This is a genomic window from Gracilibacillus thailandensis, from assembly GCF_010994055.1.
In the GTDB taxonomy this organism is placed as follows: domain Bacteria; phylum Bacillota; class Bacilli; order Bacillales; family Amphibacillaceae; genus Gracilibacillus; species Gracilibacillus lacisalsi.
This window is the reverse complement of record NZ_WJID01000023.1, coordinates 17,783-38,488: the sequence shown is the minus strand read 5'-3', so window position 1 is coordinate 38,488 and position 20,706 is coordinate 17,783. Positions and strand designations below refer to the sequence as shown.

General features: G+C 36.4%; 23 protein-coding genes. 5 read left to right on the top strand and 18 right to left on the bottom strand.

The features are described 5' to 3' along the window. Positions 1 to 441: 441 nt before the first annotated feature. Both GH715_RS08810 and GH715_RS08805 read right to left on the bottom strand, forming a co-directional pair. Positions 442 to 1,770: a CoA-disulfide reductase gene (locus GH715_RS08810; protein ID WP_153835084.1), complete on the bottom strand. Its 1,329-nt coding sequence runs from the start codon at positions 1,768 to 1,770 to the stop codon at positions 442 to 444. A 459-nt stretch (positions 1,771 to 2,229) separates the two neighbouring features. Continuing rightward, entirely contained in the window at positions 2,230 to 2,319 is a 90-nt protein-coding gene (locus tag GH715_RS08805) for a putative holin-like toxin (RefSeq protein WP_324186986.1), read from the bottom strand. Positions 2,320 to 2,656: 337 nt separating this feature from the next. On the opposite strand from GH715_RS08805, the gene GH715_RS08800 reads away from it, so the two are divergent. Continuing rightward, a complete protein-coding gene (locus GH715_RS08800) occupies positions 2,657 to 3,067 on the top strand; it encodes a VOC family protein (RefSeq protein ID WP_018931544.1) in 411 nt (136 codons plus the stop codon). Positions 3,068 to 3,204: 137 nt separating this feature from the next. Here the strand turns inward: GH715_RS08800 and GH715_RS08795 are convergent, their stop codons facing one another. Further along, complete coding sequence (locus GH715_RS08795; protein WP_153835083.1) at positions 3,205 to 4,056, bottom strand: patatin-like phospholipase family protein; 852 nt, start codon at positions 4,054 to 4,056, stop codon at positions 3,205 to 3,207. A 360-nt stretch (positions 4,057 to 4,416) separates the two neighbouring features. On the opposite strand from GH715_RS08795, the gene GH715_RS08790 reads away from it, so the two are divergent. Then, positions 4,417 to 5,574, top strand: coding sequence for an MFS transporter (locus GH715_RS08790; protein WP_153835082.1), 1,158 nt, complete (start codon positions 4,417 to 4,419; stop codon positions 5,572 to 5,574). Between the two features lie 278 nt (positions 5,575 to 5,852). On the opposite strand, the gene GH715_RS08785 is transcribed toward GH715_RS08790, so the two are convergent. Then, the gene (locus tag GH715_RS08785) at positions 5,853 to 6,230 is read right to left on the bottom strand and encodes a hypothetical protein (protein WP_153835081.1); all 378 of its coding nucleotides are present in this window, start codon (positions 6,228 to 6,230) and stop codon (positions 5,853 to 5,855) included. A gap of 187 nt (positions 6,231 to 6,417) precedes the next feature. Here GH715_RS08785 and GH715_RS08780 point away from each other — a divergent pair, with 187 nt between their 5' ends. After that, positions 6,418 to 7,095 carry a DUF421 domain-containing protein gene (locus GH715_RS08780; protein ID WP_163578553.1) on the top strand — a complete coding sequence of 226 codons (678 nt, stop codon included), beginning with the start codon at positions 6,418 to 6,420 and terminating at the stop codon, positions 7,093 to 7,095. A gap of 39 nt (positions 7,096 to 7,134) precedes the next feature. On the opposite strand, the gene GH715_RS08775 is transcribed toward GH715_RS08780, so the two are convergent. The 4 genes from GH715_RS08775 to GH715_RS08760 form a co-directional block, all read right to left on the bottom strand. Continuing rightward, positions 7,135 to 8,274, bottom strand: coding sequence for a hypothetical protein (locus GH715_RS08775; protein WP_153835079.1), 1,140 nt, complete (start codon positions 8,272 to 8,274; stop codon positions 7,135 to 7,137). Positions 8,275 to 8,493: 219 nt separating this feature from the next. Then, entirely contained in the window at positions 8,494 to 9,294 is an 801-nt protein-coding gene (locus tag GH715_RS08770) for an SDR family NAD(P)-dependent oxidoreductase (protein ID WP_153835078.1), read from the bottom strand. Between the two features lie 217 nt (positions 9,295 to 9,511). After that, entirely contained in the window at positions 9,512 to 9,928 is a 417-nt protein-coding gene (locus GH715_RS08765; RefSeq protein WP_153835077.1) for a DUF6438 domain-containing protein, read from the bottom strand. A gap of 149 nt (positions 9,929 to 10,077) precedes the next feature. Further along, positions 10,078 to 11,022 (bottom strand): helix-turn-helix transcriptional regulator, encoded by a 945-nt coding sequence (locus GH715_RS08760; protein ID WP_153835076.1) that lies wholly within the window; start codon positions 11,020 to 11,022, stop codon positions 10,078 to 10,080. A 183-nt stretch (positions 11,023 to 11,205) separates the two neighbouring features. Here GH715_RS08760 and GH715_RS08755 point away from each other — a divergent pair, with 183 nt between their 5' ends. Then, positions 11,206 to 12,339: a zinc-dependent alcohol dehydrogenase gene (locus GH715_RS08755; RefSeq protein WP_153835075.1), complete on the top strand. Its 1,134-nt coding sequence runs from the start codon at positions 11,206 to 11,208 to the stop codon at positions 12,337 to 12,339. Between the two features lie 40 nt (positions 12,340 to 12,379). On the opposite strand, the gene GH715_RS08750 is transcribed toward GH715_RS08755, so the two are convergent. From GH715_RS08750 to GH715_RS08705, 10 genes are all read right to left on the bottom strand, one after another. Beyond that, on the bottom strand, positions 12,380 to 14,059 hold the full coding sequence (locus GH715_RS08750) for an alpha-L-rhamnosidase-related protein (RefSeq protein ID WP_153835074.1): 1,680 nt from the start codon (positions 14,057 to 14,059) through the stop codon (positions 12,380 to 12,382). Positions 14,060 to 14,145: 86 nt separating this feature from the next. Beyond that, the gene (locus tag GH715_RS08745) at positions 14,146 to 14,802 is read right to left on the bottom strand and encodes a type 1 glutamine amidotransferase domain-containing protein (protein ID WP_153835073.1); all 657 of its coding nucleotides are present in this window, start codon (positions 14,800 to 14,802) and stop codon (positions 14,146 to 14,148) included. 322 nt (positions 14,803 to 15,124) lie between these two features. Continuing rightward, positions 15,125 to 15,850, bottom strand: coding sequence for a class I SAM-dependent DNA methyltransferase (locus GH715_RS08740; protein ID WP_153835072.1), 726 nt, complete (start codon positions 15,848 to 15,850; stop codon positions 15,125 to 15,127). Position 15,851: 1 nt separating this feature from the next. Further along, positions 15,852 to 16,196: a ribosome silencing factor gene (gene rsfS / locus GH715_RS08735; protein ID WP_153835071.1), complete on the bottom strand. Its 345-nt coding sequence runs from the start codon at positions 16,194 to 16,196 to the stop codon at positions 15,852 to 15,854. Next, positions 16,186 to 16,758 (bottom strand): bis(5'-nucleosyl)-tetraphosphatase (symmetrical) YqeK, encoded by a 573-nt coding sequence (gene yqeK / locus GH715_RS08730; protein ID WP_153835070.1) that lies wholly within the window; start codon positions 16,756 to 16,758, stop codon positions 16,186 to 16,188. Before yqeK ends, rsfS begins: the two co-directional genes overlap by 11 nt. A gap of 44 nt (positions 16,759 to 16,802) precedes the next feature. Further along, positions 16,803 to 17,375 carry a nicotinate-nucleotide adenylyltransferase gene (locus GH715_RS08725; RefSeq protein WP_324186985.1) on the bottom strand — a complete coding sequence of 191 codons (573 nt, stop codon included), beginning with the start codon at positions 17,373 to 17,375 and terminating at the stop codon, positions 16,803 to 16,805. A gap of 6 nt (positions 17,376 to 17,381) precedes the next feature. Next, positions 17,382 to 17,675: a ribosome assembly RNA-binding protein YhbY gene (yhbY, locus tag GH715_RS08720; RefSeq protein ID WP_153835068.1), complete on the bottom strand. Its 294-nt coding sequence runs from the start codon at positions 17,673 to 17,675 to the stop codon at positions 17,382 to 17,384. A 1-nt stretch (position 17,676) separates the two neighbouring features. Further along, on the bottom strand, positions 17,677 to 18,516 hold the full coding sequence (aroE, locus tag GH715_RS08715; protein WP_153835067.1) for a shikimate dehydrogenase: 840 nt from the start codon (positions 18,514 to 18,516) through the stop codon (positions 17,677 to 17,679). A gap of 48 nt (positions 18,517 to 18,564) precedes the next feature. Next, positions 18,565 to 19,665: a ribosome biogenesis GTPase YqeH gene (yqeH, locus tag GH715_RS08710; protein WP_153835066.1), complete on the bottom strand. Its 1,101-nt coding sequence runs from the start codon at positions 19,663 to 19,665 to the stop codon at positions 18,565 to 18,567. Further along, a complete protein-coding gene (locus GH715_RS08705) occupies positions 19,665 to 20,183 on the bottom strand; it encodes a YqeG family HAD IIIA-type phosphatase (protein WP_153835065.1) in 519 nt (172 codons plus the stop codon). Before GH715_RS08705 ends, yqeH begins: the two co-directional genes overlap by 1 nt. 376 nt (positions 20,184 to 20,559) lie before the next feature. On the opposite strand from GH715_RS08705, the gene sda reads away from it, so the two are divergent. Beyond that, on the top strand, positions 20,560 to 20,700 hold the full coding sequence (sda, locus tag GH715_RS08700; protein ID WP_018931519.1) for a sporulation histidine kinase inhibitor Sda: 141 nt from the start codon (positions 20,560 to 20,562) through the stop codon (positions 20,698 to 20,700). The last annotated feature ends 6 nt before the right edge of the window (positions 20,701 to 20,706 follow it).

The following is a 20,706-nucleotide window of genomic DNA, read 5'->3' as shown; positions in this document are numbered from 1 at the left end:
TTGTTAAGAGAAGTAGTTATTTAAAAATGTTTGATGTATATTTGCAACGCTTCGACTAATTACTTTGCTATGAGAAGGGGCAACAATTCTTGTCATAAGTATTAGGTTGATTTTTTACAATAGAAAAAGTGAAGAATTGCTATTAGTAATGATAAAGCAACTGTATTACTTCATGCTAGCGTTGTAGAACAGATTTAGCGTAGGCGCCAACTTTGACTCCCTTGGGAAGTGTTGGGCCTGAATATCAACTTTTCCGAGCAATTTTTGCTCGAAAAAGTTAGCTGAAAGACGAAAAGGGAAGTTGGCAGCCGAAGTGGTGGTTAAGCTGTTCAAATGTTCAAATATTCCATTATTACTAATACAGTAATCGACTTCTATTAGCATTTAATAATGGACCGGCGGGGTTTGCCGTTTTTTCTTAGTTTATACGATCAATAAATCTTACGTTTTTCGTGAAATCTTTTGAATTGGATCCCAAACACTGTTAAATGGCGGAGCATATGCCAGGTCAAGGTCTTGCAATTGTTGGATGGTCATTTTATTGAATAATGCCGTGGCCAATACGTCAATCCGTTTGTCGACACCTTTCCTTCCAATAATCTGACCACCTAATAATTGGCTCGTTTTCTGATGGAAAATCAACTTAATAGTTAGTGGTTTCGCTCCTGGATAATAACCTGCCTGATTCGTGTCATCTCTTGTTTCAATCTGATAAGGTATGTTCAACCTTTTTGCTTCTGTTTCCGTAATTCCAGTTCTGCCTAGATCTAAGTCAAAGAATTTGATAATGGATGTACCTACTATTCCTTTAAACGTAATGGCATTTCCAGCCATGTTTGCACCAGCAATTCTACCTTGCTTGTTGGCAGTAGTACCTAATGGAATATAATCATCCAACTGTTTGATCATATGATAATGTGTAGCACAATCACCTGCAGCATATACGTTTGGAATCGAGCTTTCCATATAAGCATTTACACGAATCGCACCTTCCCTGTTCATCTGAATCCCACTACTTTTTAAAAAATCAGTATTCGGTTTTACTCCAGCACTTAGCAGAACTAAATCAGTTGAATATGTACTCTTGTTGGTAATAACTGCTTCCACACGTTCTTTACCAGAAAACCCTGTTACTTCCTCCTCTAACTTAATGTCAATCTGATGATACAATGCTTCTTTTTCAATTAACTTTGACATATCTTCGTCGAAAATTTTCGCTAACTGACCGCCTCTTTGAATGAGTGTTACTTCTTTTCCGATTGATCGAAAACTCTCTGCCATTTCGAGTCCGATATAGCCTGCCCCAACAATGGTGACATGCTTGATTTCTTCTGTTAAATCAGTCATTAATCCATTTGTATCTTGTAAAGTTTTTAATGTATGAATGCCTTCTAAATTAATTCCTGGCCATTCTGGCAAAATAGGATCAGCACCTGTGGCGATTAACAATCGATCATATTTTAAAGTAAAGGATTGATTCGAATCTAGATGGAAACCAATGACCTGGTGGTTTTGTGGATCTACTTTTGTCACATTCGTATATATTCTGGCATCAATACTATACTTTTCTCTAAACGTTTCAACCGTCCTCGCAATAACATCTTTAGTAGACGGTACAAGTCCATTGATTACATATGGTAGCCCACACTGCCCATATGAATAGTCTTCACCACGTTCCAACACTGTGATCTCCGCGGAATCATCTGTTCGCTTAATTTCCATCGCTGCACTCATCCCTGCCGCAACTCCACCGATTATAATGTATTTCATCCATCAACTCTCCGTTCTGAAATAGAAATTTCAAATGCCTATTAGTATTATACCCGACTATTCTTAGCCCATCATTTAATCAGCTTTTATTTTGTAGCTTTGTTAAAACTGGACATATATCATCCAAGGAATAACAAGAGAATAAAAAAGATCTACCGATAGATACTTTATTGTGAGAAATGTCGTCAAGACGTCTCCAGTTTTTCAAGCTGTTATATTTCTGTTTATCTTCAGACAAGGCAGCTTGCCCTTTAATTCTCCTTCCTATTTGCCCATTATACTATCAGAGTTAGTGACAAATCAGCAAAGTATTGCTATAATGACATTAGGTAAAGCATATACTCATACTAAAAGCCCACAGCGGTAACTGTGGGCTTTGGATAAGCGGTTCCCCCAGAAGGGTTCGGCTATCTGTTAGATAGGCCTCACCTAGTCACTTGTCAGGGTAAATAGGGAGGTCTATTTTCGATTGATCATCGAAACGATCAAAGCGAGTAATGCTATCAAGAAAGTTCCAAAACTAAACAACACCATGAAACTTTCATACATACCCAGAGGCATCACCCCCTTCCCCGGAGATTAGCCGACCTTCCCTAAAAGAACATTATCCAACTTTATTGTAACATACCGCACTATGCAACAACATACATGCTTATCCCTTTCTACCTTATTTGATTTAAATATCTTAATCACTAAGAAAATGCTAGCAAGCGTTGTAGGGAACTACCCAGCAACCACATATTGGTTTTATTCTTTCCTTGCAAGTAACAAATTCTCATTACAACTTACTGAATTGATTGAAACACAAAATACAGCAAAATATAAGAAATATCTTTTTCCTATATTAAGTAATATAAAAGAAATACATTATCAAGAGGTGAAGAAAATGAGTTTTAGATCGAACAATATTTTCGTAAACTTACCAATTAAGAATTTAAAAAAGTCTGTTGATTTCTTTAGTACGTTAGGGTTTGAGTTTAACCAACAATTCACAGATGAGACGACAACATGCATGATTGTTCATGATAATATCTTTGTTATGTTGTTAGAAGAAAGTCGTTTTCAAACGTTTACTAATAAAAATATTGTTGATGCAACAAAAGCAACAGAAGTATTAATCGCTTTATCAGCTGAAAGTCCAGAGCAAGTGGATGAAATGGTGAATAAGGCTATAGAAGCAGGCGGAAGCCACGCAAACGAGAAACAAGATCATGGCTTTATGTATGGTTGGAGCTTTCAGGATTTAGATGGTCATATTTGGGAAGTAGTTTATATGGATGAGAATTATGTAGAATAATTAGAAAAGAGCTGTCAACCAGTTTTTATGACTTGTCGACAGCTCTTTTCTTACTGAAACATATTTGATTTTTTGCATTTCTACTAAGTTTTTACCAACACTTTAATATTAAAAGAATTATAAAAATTGCCTAATAATCAGCTATCTAAAAACCCTTTTAATTCTTCACCAAGTTTTTTCACATCTTCATAACCTTTTTGATATAAATCCATTAGCTTCTTCTTGTTCTTTTCCACACGTCCGACAGTTAATTTCTCTGTTGGAGAAATAATGAAAACATTTCCCTTTTTCTCTTCTTCAAACAAATAGTTTAATGTGTCATTATATTCAATATGCCTTTTTTCCAGAGCTTTTAATAAGCCAGGGTAGTCACGGTACTTTCGTTTTATGTACCAACTGAATGATTGAGGCTTTTTAAAGTAACCTCTATTTCTCGTTAAAATCACTACATTTTTTCTATTACCATCTTTTTCTGATTGCTTAATAGGAAGTGGTGCTGAAATACCGCCATCCATCAAAGCAAGGTTATCATATTGGACTACAGGTGCTACCATTGGTAAAGAGCTTGATGCACGTAGAAGTGTAAGCATATCATTCGCATAATTTGATTTATGATAAAATAATGGTTCACCCGTTTTACAATCTGTTACACCTACCACAAATTCTTCCGTTGCTTTATTAAATGTTTCATAATCAAATGGAACCAAGTCATTTGGTAACGTATCAAACAGAAAATCCATTCCGAATAATTCACGCTTTTTAATCCAATTTCGGAATGATAAATATTCAGGGTGGCTGACATAATCGATATTGACTGTTTTGTTTCGTTCTATTTGACGGGAAATATAGGATGATCCATTACAAGCTCCTGCAGAAACACCGATCACATAAGGTATGTAAATCTCTTGCTCCATTAAATATTGTAGCACTCCTCCTGTATATACTCCTCTGCTTCCTCCACCTTCTAAAACCAATCCAACGTCTCTCATTCTATCGCCTCTTACTTTCCTATAATTTACAATATGTACATGATACAATAGCTGTTTAATCAAATCCAGTTTTGAATCTTACATCATTTATAGAAAGGTTAATTTTCCATTCTATTAATGTATATAATAGCAATGTTGCAATAATTGATTTATTATATAAAAGCGCCCAATAAATCGAAGATCACCATTATTAATCAGTAAAAATAAAATGAATGGGTGTCTTGTTTCTTTATCGTAACGCTAATTGTCTTTGTAAGCCCCTCATTTGACAGGGGATCATACTTTAAGTAAATTGTTGCTATTATGTTTTTATTTCGTGTACGATATTTATCTGTATAGTAAGAAGGTGAAGGGATTATTATGAAAAAAAATCGATTTCGTTTTTGGATTTTAGTTAGCATTGTTGCTGTATCTGGTTTTAGTCAAGGTATGCTTTTACCATTAATTGCAGTAATTTTTGAAGGTAGTGGTGTGTCTTCTTTTTTAAATGGTCTAAATGCAACAGGCTTATACATTGGAATCCTGTTAGCCTCCCCTTTTATGGAACAACCGTTAAGAAAATTCGGATACAAGCCATTAATTATAACTGGTGGACTGCTTGTACTGGTTTCATTAGCATTGTTTCCTTTGTGGCACTCCTTTTGGTTCTGGTTTTTATTACGTTTATTGATTGGAATCGGTGATCATGCACTTAATTTCGGAGCACAGACATGGATCACTGCATTTTCACCGGAACAGAAACGGGGTAGAAACATTGCTGTCTATGGTTTATTTTTCGGGATTGGTTTTGCTGTCGGGCCATTAATGGTTCCCCTAGTAAATATTAGTGAAAGCTTGCCATTCATACTCGCATCTGGATTAAGTCTTATTGGCTGGCTGTTTTTATTTGCGCTTAGAAATGAATTGCCAGAACAGGATTTGCGGATGAGCTCATTCAAAAATACATTTAAACGATTTGCACAAGCGTGGAATTATGCATGGGTTGCATTTTTGCCGCCGTTTGCTTATGGTTTTTTAGAAACATCACTTAATGGAAACTTTCCTGTCTATGCGCTACGAATCGGTATCGAAGTAGAAAATGTATCAGCATTATTATTTGCGTTTGCAATCGGAGCTATCATCTTTCAACTGCCTCTCGGGATGTTGAGTGACAAATTGGGGCGAAGAAAAGTATTAACTGCTGTACTGCTGTTAGGTTTTATTTGTTTTTTCGCAGCAGGATTATTAGAGGAGTCATTCTACGGTTTATTTACTTGTTTATTTTTAGTTGGAATGTTTGTTGGATCCATGTTTTCTTTAGGAATTACCTATATGACAGACTTAACACCTACAGAATTATTACCAACGGGTAACTTGTTATGCGGCGTATTTTTCAGCTTTGGCAGCCTAGTAGGTCCATCGGTCGGCGGCTTATTTATCCAATTTGTAACATCTGTAAGCTTTTTTTATTTAATTAGTGCGCTATTCTTCATTATTTTTGTAATCATCGCAGGGAAGGGGAAATGGAAACAGAGATAACTTTCCCTTCTCTTTTCCATTGAGAATATTCATCTAAACACCTTAAGTGATTGTAGGTTTGTTCCCTTGATTTTCTCACATTACTGTTTCTATAGTAGATAAAAATGGACTCTATTTCACTATCATTCACCCATTCATATAAAATATAATTGCATATATTAGCAACACAAGAAACCATTTATCTTTTAAATTTCATTAAAAGATAAAAAATGCCTCTTATCATCAATGACAGAGGCATTCTGGTACCTTTATGAAAATTGGGCTCAAAATAAAAAAAACTAATAATAATATGGGAAAAACAAGCTGCGTAATAAGAAAAATGGAAGTCTACGTCGTCTAAATCTGCGAAATCTTCTAGGAAAATAGCCATAACCATAGCCATAGTCATAACCGTATTGCCGTTCTTCTTCGTCCACTCTTTCCATATCTCCAACTGGAATGAGTATGATTACACCGTCATCATCTATGTCTTCAATAATTCCCTCGATTGTTTCTCCTTCCGTTGTTTGAAATTGCATAAAATAAAGATGGTAACTTTTGCACATTTCATGCATCTGTTTTTGATAATGATGATAATCCATTTGTTGAGGCTCCATCATTTGACCATATGGTTGTTGATGGTGTGGATTATGATGATGTGGTCGCTCTTGATACATGCTATCACTCCCTATGATGTTATTCATATCTAAAATATTCAATTTATCCGCTAATGTTACAAAGTACAGGTAAAATTATAACTATGGGAATTACATCTTGAAATATAACGTATGAGTCATCAATTTTATTACACACTATTATTGAAGTAATAATCTAAGATTTTTAGCATAAAGGGTGTCATTGATTGTGCTTTTATTTATTGGTCAGATCATCATTCTATTTATTATTTATGTTGTCGCCATTCGAATTTTAGGAAAAATTGCATTAGCACAGCTTACACCACATGACTTTGGCGCATTATTTTTTTTAGCGTATATACTTTTTGGTTCAGTAAAAGTGGATGGTATCATGCAAGGCATAGTCGGAGGCATTACAATCATCATACTATACTTTATTATTTCAAAATTGAGCCTTTGGAATAAGTTGGATAGACTGCTTATTGGAGAGCCTACCTTTTTAGTAAGAGACGGTAAAATAAATATTGATAGTTTACGAAAAAGTCATTTTACATTAATAGAACTGTTAGCAACTATTCGTAACGCTGGTTTCTTTGATATTAGTGAAGTCGATTACGCGATTCTTGAACCAAATGGAAAAATTAGTATCCTACCTAAAAAAGATAAAGTATATTTAACACCTTATCATCTAGGATTAAATACAGAAGATCGTGGCTTACCAATTATTGTCGTTATGGAAGGCGAAATACAACACAATAACTTAACCATTATGAATAAAGATGAACAATGGTTGCGAGAAGAACTTACTTCTCAAGGATATGATCAGATTGGGAAGATATTGTACGCTACAGTCAGAGATAAAGATTATGACCTAAAAGTTTATACCAAACAAAAAGATACATATTAAAAATTTCTACAATCATACATTTAGGAAAGGGAGATACCATCAGTCACCCTTTCCCACTACTCCGGCCAAAAAAAGTAAAAACCATATAAAAAATACAAAAAGATGAACAATATAGGCTACTCCTATCACGATAACTGATAAGAATGCTTCTGTGACTATAGCATTGATAAATTCTTCTGGTGTCTCCATCAGAATTGTAGCTAATAATCCACCAATGACAAATGTTCCCCCTATTAATCCTACGTAAATGAAGACTTTCAAAATCGGATACATATCTTTATGAATAATAAAATGTCGCAAGAAAACAAACAGTAAGATCACGATACCGTACGAAAGATGTATTATCCCATCTTCATCAAATGTACCATCTTCAAGTATCTCCCAATTAGGCATAATAAATAAAACAATGAAAAAAAGGACAGTTACCGCAATCCCAACTGCACCATCTCTAATCCATCTACTACGGTCCTCACGTTTTTGTTTCTTCTTTTTGACATGATTTGGTTCCCATACTGGTGGACTTGAAGGAAAGCTGCCATGAACAGGAAACGGTAGTTCCACCATACCTTCTCTGGGTACAGGAATTAATTCTGATGTTCTCACAATCTCTGGCATAAGTAACATTGGGGTGTGCGTGAGATCATATTCAATCGCTTTTAAAGGAATCGTGACAGGTATTAAATTCAACACCTTTGCCATTTTCACCGGATCCATACCTCGCCCGATATAATACAGTTCCCCATCTTGCTCGTATTCCATAACTAAAATAGGAAAGATTTTAACTTTCATGGATGAAGGTTGATTAGGGAATAAGTGATGTCCTCTTGCCAAATAGACTGTTTTAACTTGATCATAGGAAATTGTTGATTCTATCGTGATATTTTGATTTTTCTCCTCATACCAATAATACATTTCATCTTCTCTAAATTCATATACTTCTTTACTTTCCTTCATTTGTTTCATTTGATCATAACTAAATTTAGTCAGGCAAAAAAAGACAAATGATAGAAAAAACATAAAGATACCTACTCCCTGACCATCAACTGAAAAAAATAAATTGATACTCAATAAAAGTATAGCCACAGCAATCAATAAAAAGATGCCGGTAAGTATTTTTACAGCTATTTTAGATCCCATTTTCACCTCGTGTTTAAACGTAACTTTTTTGTCATCTTCCATATCCATCCCCTCCCTATGGATGTGGTTTCAGAATAGTTCCAGATGTTTTTCTTGCTTTTAGCAAGATTTTTCTTCCTTCTGGTTCAGCTAGGGATTGTTTCATGCAAAACACCTACCTAACCTTCTTATCTTTCTGTTATACATATACGACTGAATAATACCAAAGGTTTCGCACAACCACGACTTGTCTTCTACCACTTGTTAAGCCCTTCTCTTACTTCACCTCAACACACTCCCACCAGAAATCTTCACTGATTCACCAACAATGTTTTGCGCAGCATCAGTTAATAAAAAAGCAATCGTATTTGCTACTTCTAAAGCTGTTGTTAAACGCCCTGATGGTATATTGTTTGTCGCATTTTCTAACGCTTGTTGATAGGAAATGTCATTTCTCTCTGCCTTTTTCTTTAGGATGTGATGCGCCATATCAGTATCGACAAAACCTGGACAAACAGCATTTACTCTTATGTTATACTCGATGGCTTCCAATGCCATGGACTGTGTCCAGCCAATCATTGCAAATTTAGTAGAAGCATAAGCACTGTTTCCATATGTTCCTCTCAGTCCAGATAATGATGCAACATTAACGATATTACCTCTTTTCTCTGGTATCATTTTCTGATAGATTTCCTTTGTTAAACGGAAAGTTGAAAAATAGTTTATATCCATCAACTGCTCGATCACATCAGTTTCTAACTGTTCTACAGGTGCTCCTCCACTTACACCAGCAGCATTGACTAAATCAGAAATATAACCTTGCATTTCTTCTGCAGTTTGTAGCAAATTGGTTCGATCTTTTTCCTTAGTAATGTCTGCCAAAACAACACAAATTTTGTTTTTCGATGCAAGTTGTAGCAAATCTTTCTCAAGCTGACAAAGCTTATCTTGATTTCTGCCTGTGACTGTCACCTTAGCCCCCATACTTATGAGCACTTTTGCTGTCTCGTATCCTATTCCACCAGTAGCACCTGTAATGAGTACATGCCTATCTTTCAATGCATCTATAGCGAAAACTGACATCACTTCTTCCCTCCATTTGCACATGATTGTTTATATATTATGATAACTGGTTTTAGCATAAATTCCCAATTATCTGAATAAGCGTATGATATAAAATTGTTTGAGGAAATAGACATACCGTAAAGTACTCTATGCTTACAAAAAAGAGACCACCAATACAGGTGGTCATCCAATTTACTCCAGGATAATACCAATATTTCCCTTGACAAATACTTAGTTATCTCGGGAATTCAATTAACTTTTTCAAACCTAGAATCATCTCTATTTCATTTTCTAACTTTTCAAGTTTCTGAAAATCCTGTTTTGTTTTTGAACCTTTTTCTGCACTATCTCCCAAGTAATGCTCCACCTCTTTGACGAATCCGTCTTCATACTTTACCCAAATGGTGCAATACGGTTGATCTGTTGCAAATACAGTAGTGGATGGATAAGTGAAATGACGAAAATCTATTGACCGTAGCTTCTCAGCTAATTGTTTTAAACGTCCTTGGTCAATACAGAACTCTTTCTCATCAACATGATATACATGCATACCTCCGAACCACTTGGCAGTACCATTACTATTCACGATCACATCGAATTCAGGACAACTTCCATAACATGTTGAGCGTGAGAAAATGATTTTCTCAAACAATATACTTCGCCCCCCTTTTAATTGAAACATACATGTTTATTACTTGATTATAGAGGAAATAAAGGCAATAAAAGTGTCAGTTGAACGAAAAAGCTGACTAAAAACTACTTTCCTACTAAATCAATAAGAAGATAACTCAAACTCTTTCATTATTTTTGAAAATTCTGTAGCATTTGTTCAACTTCTAACTGAATTTCTTTCTTCAAATGCTCAGGTGCTATTACTCTTGCCTTTGTCCCCATTCCTAAAATCCATTTTTTAATAGATTGTTCACCGTTTAACGTTGCTTTAAAACGAATCGCATTATCAGGTAATTCTTCGATAATTTGATCGGTGCTGTAAATGGATTCTTTCACTTGGTTAGAGAAAGGTGTGTCAATAATTAATTCCACTTCTTGCGGCTCACGAATAAACCCCAAGTGCGGGAATTGTTTTCTTATATCAAAATTCTCAGGTAGGTAGAAACTTTGATCTACCAAAACTACATCATGAATCCGAATAATTTTAAATGTACGAAGCGCTTCTTTTTGTTCACAATATGCCACACAATAAATATTTTCATCATAAACGACAAAAGCATAAGGATGTATTGTTCTTTTCGTGACAGCATTTGTCGATGCCGCCTCATATGTAATCATTACCTTTTTTCGATGGTTAAATGCATGATACAGTCTTTTATAATGCTCTGATTCATTGCCCACTTCTGCATTAATTAAATAGTCATTGGCAAAATAAAAATGCTTGCTGCTTAACGCTTGATCACGCTGGGCTGCTTTGATTTTTTCTAATGCATTATCAAGTGTACTATCATGATCTGGTTGCTTGGAAAGATAGGATTTAATTGCGATTTGCAGTTCTTGTACCTCTGTTGAATTAAAGTTCCGTATTGGTAGGATCGACCGCCTGTCTAGTGAATAGCCGCCGTTTACTCCTCGGACACTTTCGATATAAATACCTGCTTTCTCAAGTTCATCACGATAGACACGAATCATACGAGGTTTAACTCCAAGTTCAGCTGCTAAATCATCAATTTTTACTTTCGGTCTTGCCATTAAAATCTGAATCATACTGAGACAATTACTTAGTTTGCCCATAAAGCACTTCCTTTTTCATTAATATATAAATTTCGTAAGACTATTTTACCATGAAAATAGGCACTATCTTTGTCATAATTCAAATAATTTAAGAATGTAACACACATCATAGATTTTGTCTGATGTATAACTTCGACTTGTGTTGGAATCCTAAAAAATAATTAACAAAGGCGGTGAGTTTTAATGAAGGCTGTTACATACCAAGGGAAATATTCAATAGCAGTAAAGGATGTCTCTTTTCCAGATATTCAACAACCAGAGGATGTTATTGTTAGAATAACTTCGACAGCTATATGTGGTTCGGATCTACACTTATATCAAGGGAATTTCCCCCTACCTATCGGTTATCAGATTGGACACGAACCAATGGGAATTGTGGAAGAGGTAGGTCCTGATGTAACAAAAGTTAAAAAAGGGGACCGTGTAGTTATACCATTTACCGTTGCCTGTGGTAAATGTCCTTATTGTGAATCACATCATGAAAGTCAATGTGACAACGCAAATCCACACTATGACTCTGGTGGATACTTAGGTTACTCTGAGAAGTTTGGTAATTATCCGGGAGGACAAGCAGAATATTTACGCGTACCTTATGGTAATTATACTCCCTTTCTGGTACCAAAAGATTGTGAATTGGATGACTCCTCTCTTTTATTTTTATCTGACGTATTACCGACTGCCCGCTGGAGTGTTGAAAATGCTGGAGTAAAAGCTGGCGATACCGTAATTGTCCTCGGATGTGGTCCAGTAGGATTGATGACGCAACAATTTGCCTGGCAAAAAGGGGCAGAACGTGTCATTGCGGTTGATTATATTCCTTACAGACTAGAGCATGCTAAAAAGCATCATCAAACAGAAGTATTCAATTTTACGGAATATGATGATATGGGTGAGACGTTAAAAGAAGTGACAAAAGGCGGTGCCGATGTTGTAATTGATTGTGTCGGTATGGATGGGAAAAAATCGCCTTTAGAGTTTGTCGAGCAAAAATTAAAGCTACAAGGTGGGACACTTGGACCTATTCAAATCGCAACAAAGGCTGTCAAGAAATGTGGAACTTACCAAATTACAGGGGTGTATGGCGGCAATTACAACCTCTTCCCTTTAGGCGCATTTTTTGCAAGAAATGTACAACTCAAAATGGGACAAGCTCATGCCAGATCTTTAATGGAACCCATCTACAAACAAATTGTCAATGGTGAAATTGATCCAACAACTATGATAACACATGAACTTGCGTTAGAAGAAGCTGCTCACGGATACGAAATCTTTAATCAAAAGAAAGATAATTGTATAAAGGTTGTCTTAAATCCATAATGAAATCCAGCTCTGTCCTTTACGGAAAGAGCTGGATTTATTAGTTTATAATTTCTACTTCAGTTGGTGCCTCGTATGATGTTTCTATGGAACCATCTTTTTGTTTATAATGTTTTACTTTTATTGTACCATATGGGGTCGGAAAGGAACCTTCCACCCATTCAAGGTCTCCCAATGATGGTGTAATTTCAATCACTTTACATCCTGGTTCGTTAATCTTAATTCCTAAAATATGCTGCGAGAGCCACGCTGTTGGACCAGATGCCCAACCGTGACAAAGACTATGTCGATAACCGACATAACAATGGTCACCATATGTTCCGTGTACATCAATTTTGCCTTTTGGTGTTAGTTGATCGATACGAGCAGCATTTTGAAGCCAATCGATATCAAAATCCTCCCAGAAAGTCGTAGCACCTAATGATAACATGCCACCCCAATACTCTCTAATTAAATCTAATGCTCCTGAAACATCTTTTGCCAAAGCTTTTGCTTGAAGAATATAATACCCGTAAAAGGTAGATACCCCTTTTGCGCCTGCCTTTGATAATACATTTTCATTGATTTGTAGTGCTTCTTCTTGCCCACTCAATGCCAAAAGCGCTCCCGCTTGTTTACTATTTCCGTGATTTGGCTTATATTTAGTCAACTTCTTTAAATAAGATTCTCCACGTTCAGCTGCTGAAAAATCACCTAATATCTTGATTAAATGAGTAGCTTTTTCGATAGCAAGGATAAATAATGCATGAACACCTGCATGTACTCCATTCTTGTTATGTACTGTTGGCCAATCAAGAAATGGATTAGGCATTGTGTTTGTTCCATTGTTTTTAATATGTGATCCCATTTGATCAAGTAAAGCAATCAGGTAACCTTTCTGCTCATTTAAATAGGCTTTATCACCAGTGTACATATACCAATCATGTTGAATGATCATCCACCAAGCAGAATAACTCGGGAAAGTATTCATCCAATCAGGTAATGTTGTTCGATCTCTAACGAAGTCTAAGCTTTGTGGAACAATTTTTTCCGGACCAAATGCTGCTTGAATAGTAGCAACTTCCGGATGCATGTCACCAATCCACACCATACGATCTCGTTTTATTCCGTCCCATATATAATCCTGCATATTCAAGTAAACAGTATAAGCTCCTGTATCCCAAATTTGATTCAACAATGGGTCACTGGAGTTGAATGATCCTTTTAAAGGCAGATAACGATGATAGAATATCGCCTTGATCGTATTAACTTGGATAAAGCAATCTTCTTCTAATAAATCTATCCGAACAAATCGAAAGCCGGTATTACCAAATTCATTCATTCCTAAAAAGCTGATATCTAAAATCTGATCACGTATTGCATGGTCATTGGTAGCATTCGTCTCTCCGCCGATTTCACTCATTGCTTCCATCACAGATTCCCCAAATCGAACACGAACTTTTGCACGTTTAGTCAGTTCTCCCTTTTTGACACAATTCCAGATTGCTAATTGGATTCCACCATGAAGTTCGAGTCCAAAATCCAGTAAAATTCCCGGGGTTATACCATCGTTTCTTATGATGACTGGGTTGTCAGGTGTAATAAGTACCTGGGAATCTTTGTCTTGTAATAATAACTCTTCGTTTTCAAATGCAGCATCTGCTGTTTTCCATACAATCCTCTTCGGAGTAACATATTCGCGAATACGGTGGTCCCTCTTTCCTATTGACATCGACTTCATGTAATCCCCCTCCCTCCTTATGTTATCGCTTACATAAAATTGTAACGAATGGGACAAGTTGTGGTTAACTTGTCCCATTTTTAAATTTATGCTTCCAGTGCCTCTATTACTTTCATAGCAGTACTTCGACTTGATTGCGGGTTTTGCCCCGTAACCAAGTTGCCATCACGGACAGAAAAGTCAGACCAGTTTTTATCCTGTTGGAAATCCGCTCCTTTTTCACGGATTTTGCTTTCTAATAAGAATGGCATATGTTGGTCTAATTGCATTTCCATTTCTTCACTATCCGTGAATGCTGTCACTTTCTTACCTTTCACTAGTGGTGTACCATCTTTATAAGTAACATTCACAATTCCTGCAGGACCATGACACACAGAGCCGATAACACGATCATCTTCAGCAAATTGTTGTAATACATATTGTAGGGTTTCATTATCAGGAAAATCGAACATCGTACCGTGACCACCTGGTAAGAATACTGCATCATAACCACTGGCATGTTCTCTGGTTAGTTTAGTTGTTGATTTTAATTCTTCCTCTGCTTCTTTCCATTCTGGCTTATCTTCTATACTGTTAGGATCTAATGCTACTTCTCCACCATTGATACTGGTTACTGTGACATCATAACCTTTTTCTTTAAAAACTAAATATGGAACAGCAAATTCCTCTAACCATAATCCTGTTTTATGATCATCTGTAATGGTTGTGTGATTTGTAACTACCATTAAAATACGTTTTGACATTATTCTTTCCTCCTTTAGAAGGTAATTGGCATATTGTACTTTCATGCACATAGTAAAAATAACTGATATTGGTAACAAACGTCAAATGATTGAACTATGATTCCCCAAACCCGCTCGAAAAAGTGGATCTATAGGACAAACAAATCCTACAGGAGTGGAAAAGCGCGGCGATCGTTAAGAACTGCTCTACAATAATAGCATGAAGTAATTAATCGGAACGGTGCAAATATAAATCAAACATATCAAAATAACTACTTCACTTAACACTGTCATTGCGCTTATTTTATACTTTCCATATAAAAAGAAATAAACCATATGTGGCTTATCTCTTCTTACATACAAAAAAGATGCGCTGATTCTCTTCGGGTTCTTCTGCTTCCTCAATTGAAAAATCTCCATAAACCGTGACAGATTGAAAACCCGTTTTTTCAAGTAGTTCTTTATACGTTTCAACGGGAAACGTTCGTTGATAATGTTGTTCATCGAAGCGTTCGTATTGACCAGTCTCTTCGTTCAACAGAAAAAAGGTAAGATCGTGTTCGACACTTCCATATTCTCTGCCTTGTTCACAAAACCAAACATATGAAATATCATCATAAATCTCAGCAAATGTTTGTCCGACCATATTCTCATTAAAATGGTTTAAACTGTGGACATCAAATATAAATAATCCGTCGTTTACGAGACTTTCCCTTACATTTGTAAATACTTTTTCCAACTCATCTGTAGTAGTAATATAGTTAAGTACATCACAGAGGCTCACGACGATGTCAAATTCAGTTAATCCTTGTAATAGACGAATATCTTGTTGAATATATTGGACACCAGATGTATTGGCCTGGGCAAACGCAAGCATATCTTCAGAATAGTCAACACCTGTAACGGAAAAACCTGAATCCGCAAATTGATGGCTTAGCCTCCCGGTCCCACAACCAAGGTCTAGCATCTTCCCTTGCTTACAAAAATGTTCGACAAATGATTGCCATTGATCATATGGGGCATCATCCATCAATACATCATAAATATATGCTAATTTGGAATATGCCATTTTATAATTTCACTTCTAGTTGAGGAGCATCTCCCCAAAGTTTTTCTATGTTATAATATTGGCGTTCATCACGGTGAAATACGTGACAAACAAGGTCTCCCAAGTCGACAAGTACCCATCTTGCTTGCTCGAATCCTTCCATCCGCTTCACATCAATGTTTTGTTCATCTGCAATATCTTTCACTTCACGTGCGATTGCTTGGACTTGGCGCTCATTGGTCCCCTCACAGATTAGAAAATAATCAGCAATTAAGGAAACATTTTGCATGTCTAATAAGACGATATCCTCTGCTCGCTTGTCATCACACGCTTTTGCAACTAAATCGACTAATTGTTTACTTTCCATTCATGTTCCTCCCTATTTTTTCATTATATAATTGAAATGTATCTGGATAGATCGGCTGGTTTTTACTCATCAAAAAGCTAATCGTGTTTCGTGCTGCCATCCAACATGCTTGCTCAATATCATCAAAGACGATATTTCGAACCTCATCAACTCCTGGAAAATCCCGCCCCGGTTCAATATAGTCTGCAATAAATATCACTTGATCCATACGTGACATATATCGTTTACCTGTAGTATGCCAATAAATCGCACTTTGTATTTCTGGATCACAAATTCCCACTTCCCGTTCAATCATCTTGGATCCAACAGGACCGTGCCACAATTCTTGGTGATAATCCAACAGATCTTGAGGTAATTTTTCTTCGATAATCCATCGTTTCATTTCCTCTGGATGACGATATTTGGCATAATCATGAAAAATAGCTGCAAGCTCTATTTTTTTTAAATCGACATCATAATGATTTGCCAGTTCCAACGCTGTCTCCATTACACGTACAGTGTGCTCGTACCGTTTTTTCGTTAGTTGTTTTTCTACTATTTTTAGTGCTTCTTTTCTTTGCAATTTTCTACACTCTCCCTTTTTGTTAGAAAAAGGATTATTACATTTTATGAATATAACTCGTATTTATTAATAATTGCGATTACTTCTGGTGTCGTTAAATATCGGATCGATTGTCCTTCCTTGAGGCGCTTACGAATCATGGTAGAAGAAATGTCAATTAACGGCATTTCAACCTTTTCTACAGGATATGGCGAATTCGTTGTTGATCCCGGACGATTCACACCTACAAAAGTAACTAACTCCACCAATTCTTCAATCCGGTGCCACTTTGGTAAATATTCGACCATATCGCCACCAATAATAAAATAAAATTGATAAGCAGGAAATTGTTCTTTCAATGTTTGAATTGTATTTAATGTGTATGATTTACCTTCACGTTCCACTTCCAACGTTATAACATGGAAAGCAGGGTGGCCTTGAGTAGCAGCTTTCGTCATGTCGACGCGGTCTTTGGCTGTTGTTTTGGCCTCTTCTTTATGTGGCGGTTGATAGGACGGAATGAACCAGACCTCATCAAGCGCTAATTGCTGATAGGCCTGCTCTGCCATTAGCAGATGCCCATAATGAGGCGGATCAAACGTACCTCCAAACAACCCTATTCTTTTCAAGCTTCCCACCTTCTTTTACGGTAACGTTATCTTCTTATTTTCTTCTGATTCTTTATATAACACGATCGTATTTCCAATGATTTGCACAATATAAGCTCCAGTACCTTCTGCAATTGCTTCTGCCACATCATCTTTATCTTCCATACAATTTTGTAGAACGGAAACTTTAATTAATTCACGTTTTTCCAATGCTTCGCTAATTTGTTTAATCATGTTGTCATTGACACCATCTTTTCCTACCTGAAAGATTGCGTTCAAATGGTGTGCTTCCGCGCGTAAAAAGCGCTTTTGTCTTCCGGTTAATTTCAAATTATTCACCTCTTAATTTATTTTCCAGTTTATCAACTAAATGTGCGACATCAAGATTTTTTCCTGTCCATTTTTCAAATGCTAATTGTCCTTGATATAACAGCATTGCGTGCCCATGATGAATATTGGCACCGCGCTCACTTGCATCATGTAACAATTGTGTTGTGATCGGTTGGTAGACGATATCACTTACCACCGCATCTTTATTTATTTGATCAAGTTGAATGACTTGACCTTCTACATTCGGTTTCATTCCGACAGAGGTTGTCTGAACAATTAAATCATATTTCGCAAGCTGTTGCTCTGCTTCTTGATAGCTTAATACGTTCGAGTTCACATCACCAAGGCGTAATGACAATAGGTCTTTCGCTTTATCGTGAGAACGATTGGCAATATCAATGGTGTCAACACCCTGCCCCATTAACGCCCGATAAATTCCACGTGCCGCTCCACCAGCACCTAATAATAACACAGTTGTCTCATGATTTAAAAGGTTAGGATACGGCTCCTTTAGTGAGCGAACATATCCTTCCCCGTCTGTACTATAGCCTTTCCACTTTCCATCGATATTAACGACCGTATTTACGGCACGAAGAATTTCAGCATCTTTATCAATTTCATCCAAATAATCTACAATGACCTGTTTATATGGAACGGTGACATTAAAGCCATCGATTCCGATTTCTTTTAGGTGCTTTAATACCTCCGGCAGTGCTTCATGGTCTCCTTCATATAATTTATATTCCCCATCTACTTCAGCTAAATCCAAAAATTGTTGGTGAATCCATGGTGATAGTGAATGACTAATTGGATGGCCGATCAATCCAAGTTTATATAACATGACTTCTCCCCTTCCGTCTTTATCGCGGACACCTGATAAGTTTTACTACTAAATTAAAGCAGGACGTAATGAGATCTGCACCCCTTTCGGTACATGAACCGAAACGGTTATGCCTCCTTCAGGTACAGTAATCCAACCAAGACCTGGTATGACGATATCTGTTTTATCTTTTGGGATTTTTACACTTTGTTTCTCTAAAGGCGGCAACTGTTCAAGTGTCTCTGGACTAGGTGGTTCTAATAAATCCCCGACATGCTTATCATAAAAATCATCTGCATGTTCGAGTTTCGTACGGTGAATCATCAGTTGATTCGAGAAGTAACAAACAAAGGATTGTTTAAGTCCTTTTTCAAAATCAAAGCGAGCAAAACCGCCGAAAAAGAGCGTTTGCTTGTCTTGTAGCTGATATATTTTTGGCTTAATTTCTTTCTTAGGTGTAATCACTTTTAAATCTTTATCTGTAACATAGTGGACAAGTTGTCTGCGATTGACAACACCAGGTGTATCGTACATGTTAGATTTTCTATCCAATGGTATTTGAATAAACCCTAACGTAGTCCCCGGAAAATAGGAAGTAGTGATCGCATCTTTTATTCCACTGGATCGTTTAATCAATTGGTTAATGAAAGTAGACTTACCAACATTCGTACAACCGACCACATAGACGTCTTTTTCGTTTCTTCTCGCTTCGATTTCTTCTTCAACCTTATCAAAGCCTTGACCTTTTGCCGCTGACACTAGAAAGACATCCTGCACTTTCAAACCATAATCGCTCGCAGTTTTCTTCATCCATTGAATCAATTTGTTTTTATTTGTCGATTTTGGCAAAAGGTCTACCTTGTTTCCAATGAGTATGATTGGATTATTTCCGGTCAAACGCTGTAATCCTGTAATAAAACTGCCATTAAAATCGAAAATATCAACAATTTTAACAACTAAACTATTGGTATCACTTATTTGGTTAATCATTCTTAAATAATCATCATCAGTATATTCCACATCTTGCACTTCATTATAATGCTTCAAACGGAAGCAGCGCTGACAAATAATTTGTTCATTTTCTAACGCACTCTTTGGCACATAGCCTGATTTCGATTTATCTTCCGTTTGAATCTCGGCTCCGCAGCCTTCACAAAAAATCTTCTCCATCATTTTTCCTCCCACGTGATCATGCCTTTTCTACGCATCCAGTTTAATATTCGACGTTCAATCATTCGGTTAAATCTAGTTATCTTTCCGTCCGTCTCGACTATCGGTACTACTAAAATCGTGTGATACCCTGCAAAATTCCCGCCTAGAACATCAGTCAAAAGCTGATCTCCGATTACGACAATTTCTTCTTTAGGTAATCCCATTTGTTTAGCCGTCCGATTAAATGCACGGACGAGCGGTTTTCTCGCACTATATACATATGGTGCTTCTAATGGCTCTGAGAATACACTGACTCGCTCTTCATCATTGTTGGAAATAATCGTTACTTTTATATCGTTTTCTTTCATCTCTTTAAACCACTCAATTACTTCAGGTGTTGCATCTTTCACATCCCATGCAACTAATGTATTATCTAAATCAGTGATCACACCTTTAATTCCCATATCACGAAGTTTCGCTGGGGTTATATCTAAAACACGTTGCACATGTTCATTTGGTAAAAATTTCTTCAGCAATTAGGTCCACCTCTACTATTTTCTTCAGAATATACATATCTTTTCCTATCATAAACAATTTTCTCTTTATGTTCAAAGATATCTCCTACAAAATCGAAATTATATCATATAATATGACAAAATGTCTTATAATTATAGGAAAATTGAACTGTATTCGTAAAATCGTTCGACATTTTCTTACAAAAGTTTTTCTTGTGGATAACTTTGTTCACATCATCCACACTTGTCCTATCAAGTTCTGAGATAGTTTCCCACTTTTTATACACAAGTTATAAACAGGTGTATGTAGATAAGTTAACAGTTGTTCGTTTTCCTATTTCATGCTACATTAACTATAACATGTAGCAGACATCCTACTCTATTGGAGGGACAAGCCTTGGAAAACTTATCGGATGAATTGCTAATTGAATCCTATAAAAAAGCTACAGAACTAAGACTCAGTTATGAATTTATACAGTTAATGGAAGAAGAGATGAGACGACGTTCCTTAATGGACTATCTCAAATTCCCGAATTAAATAAGA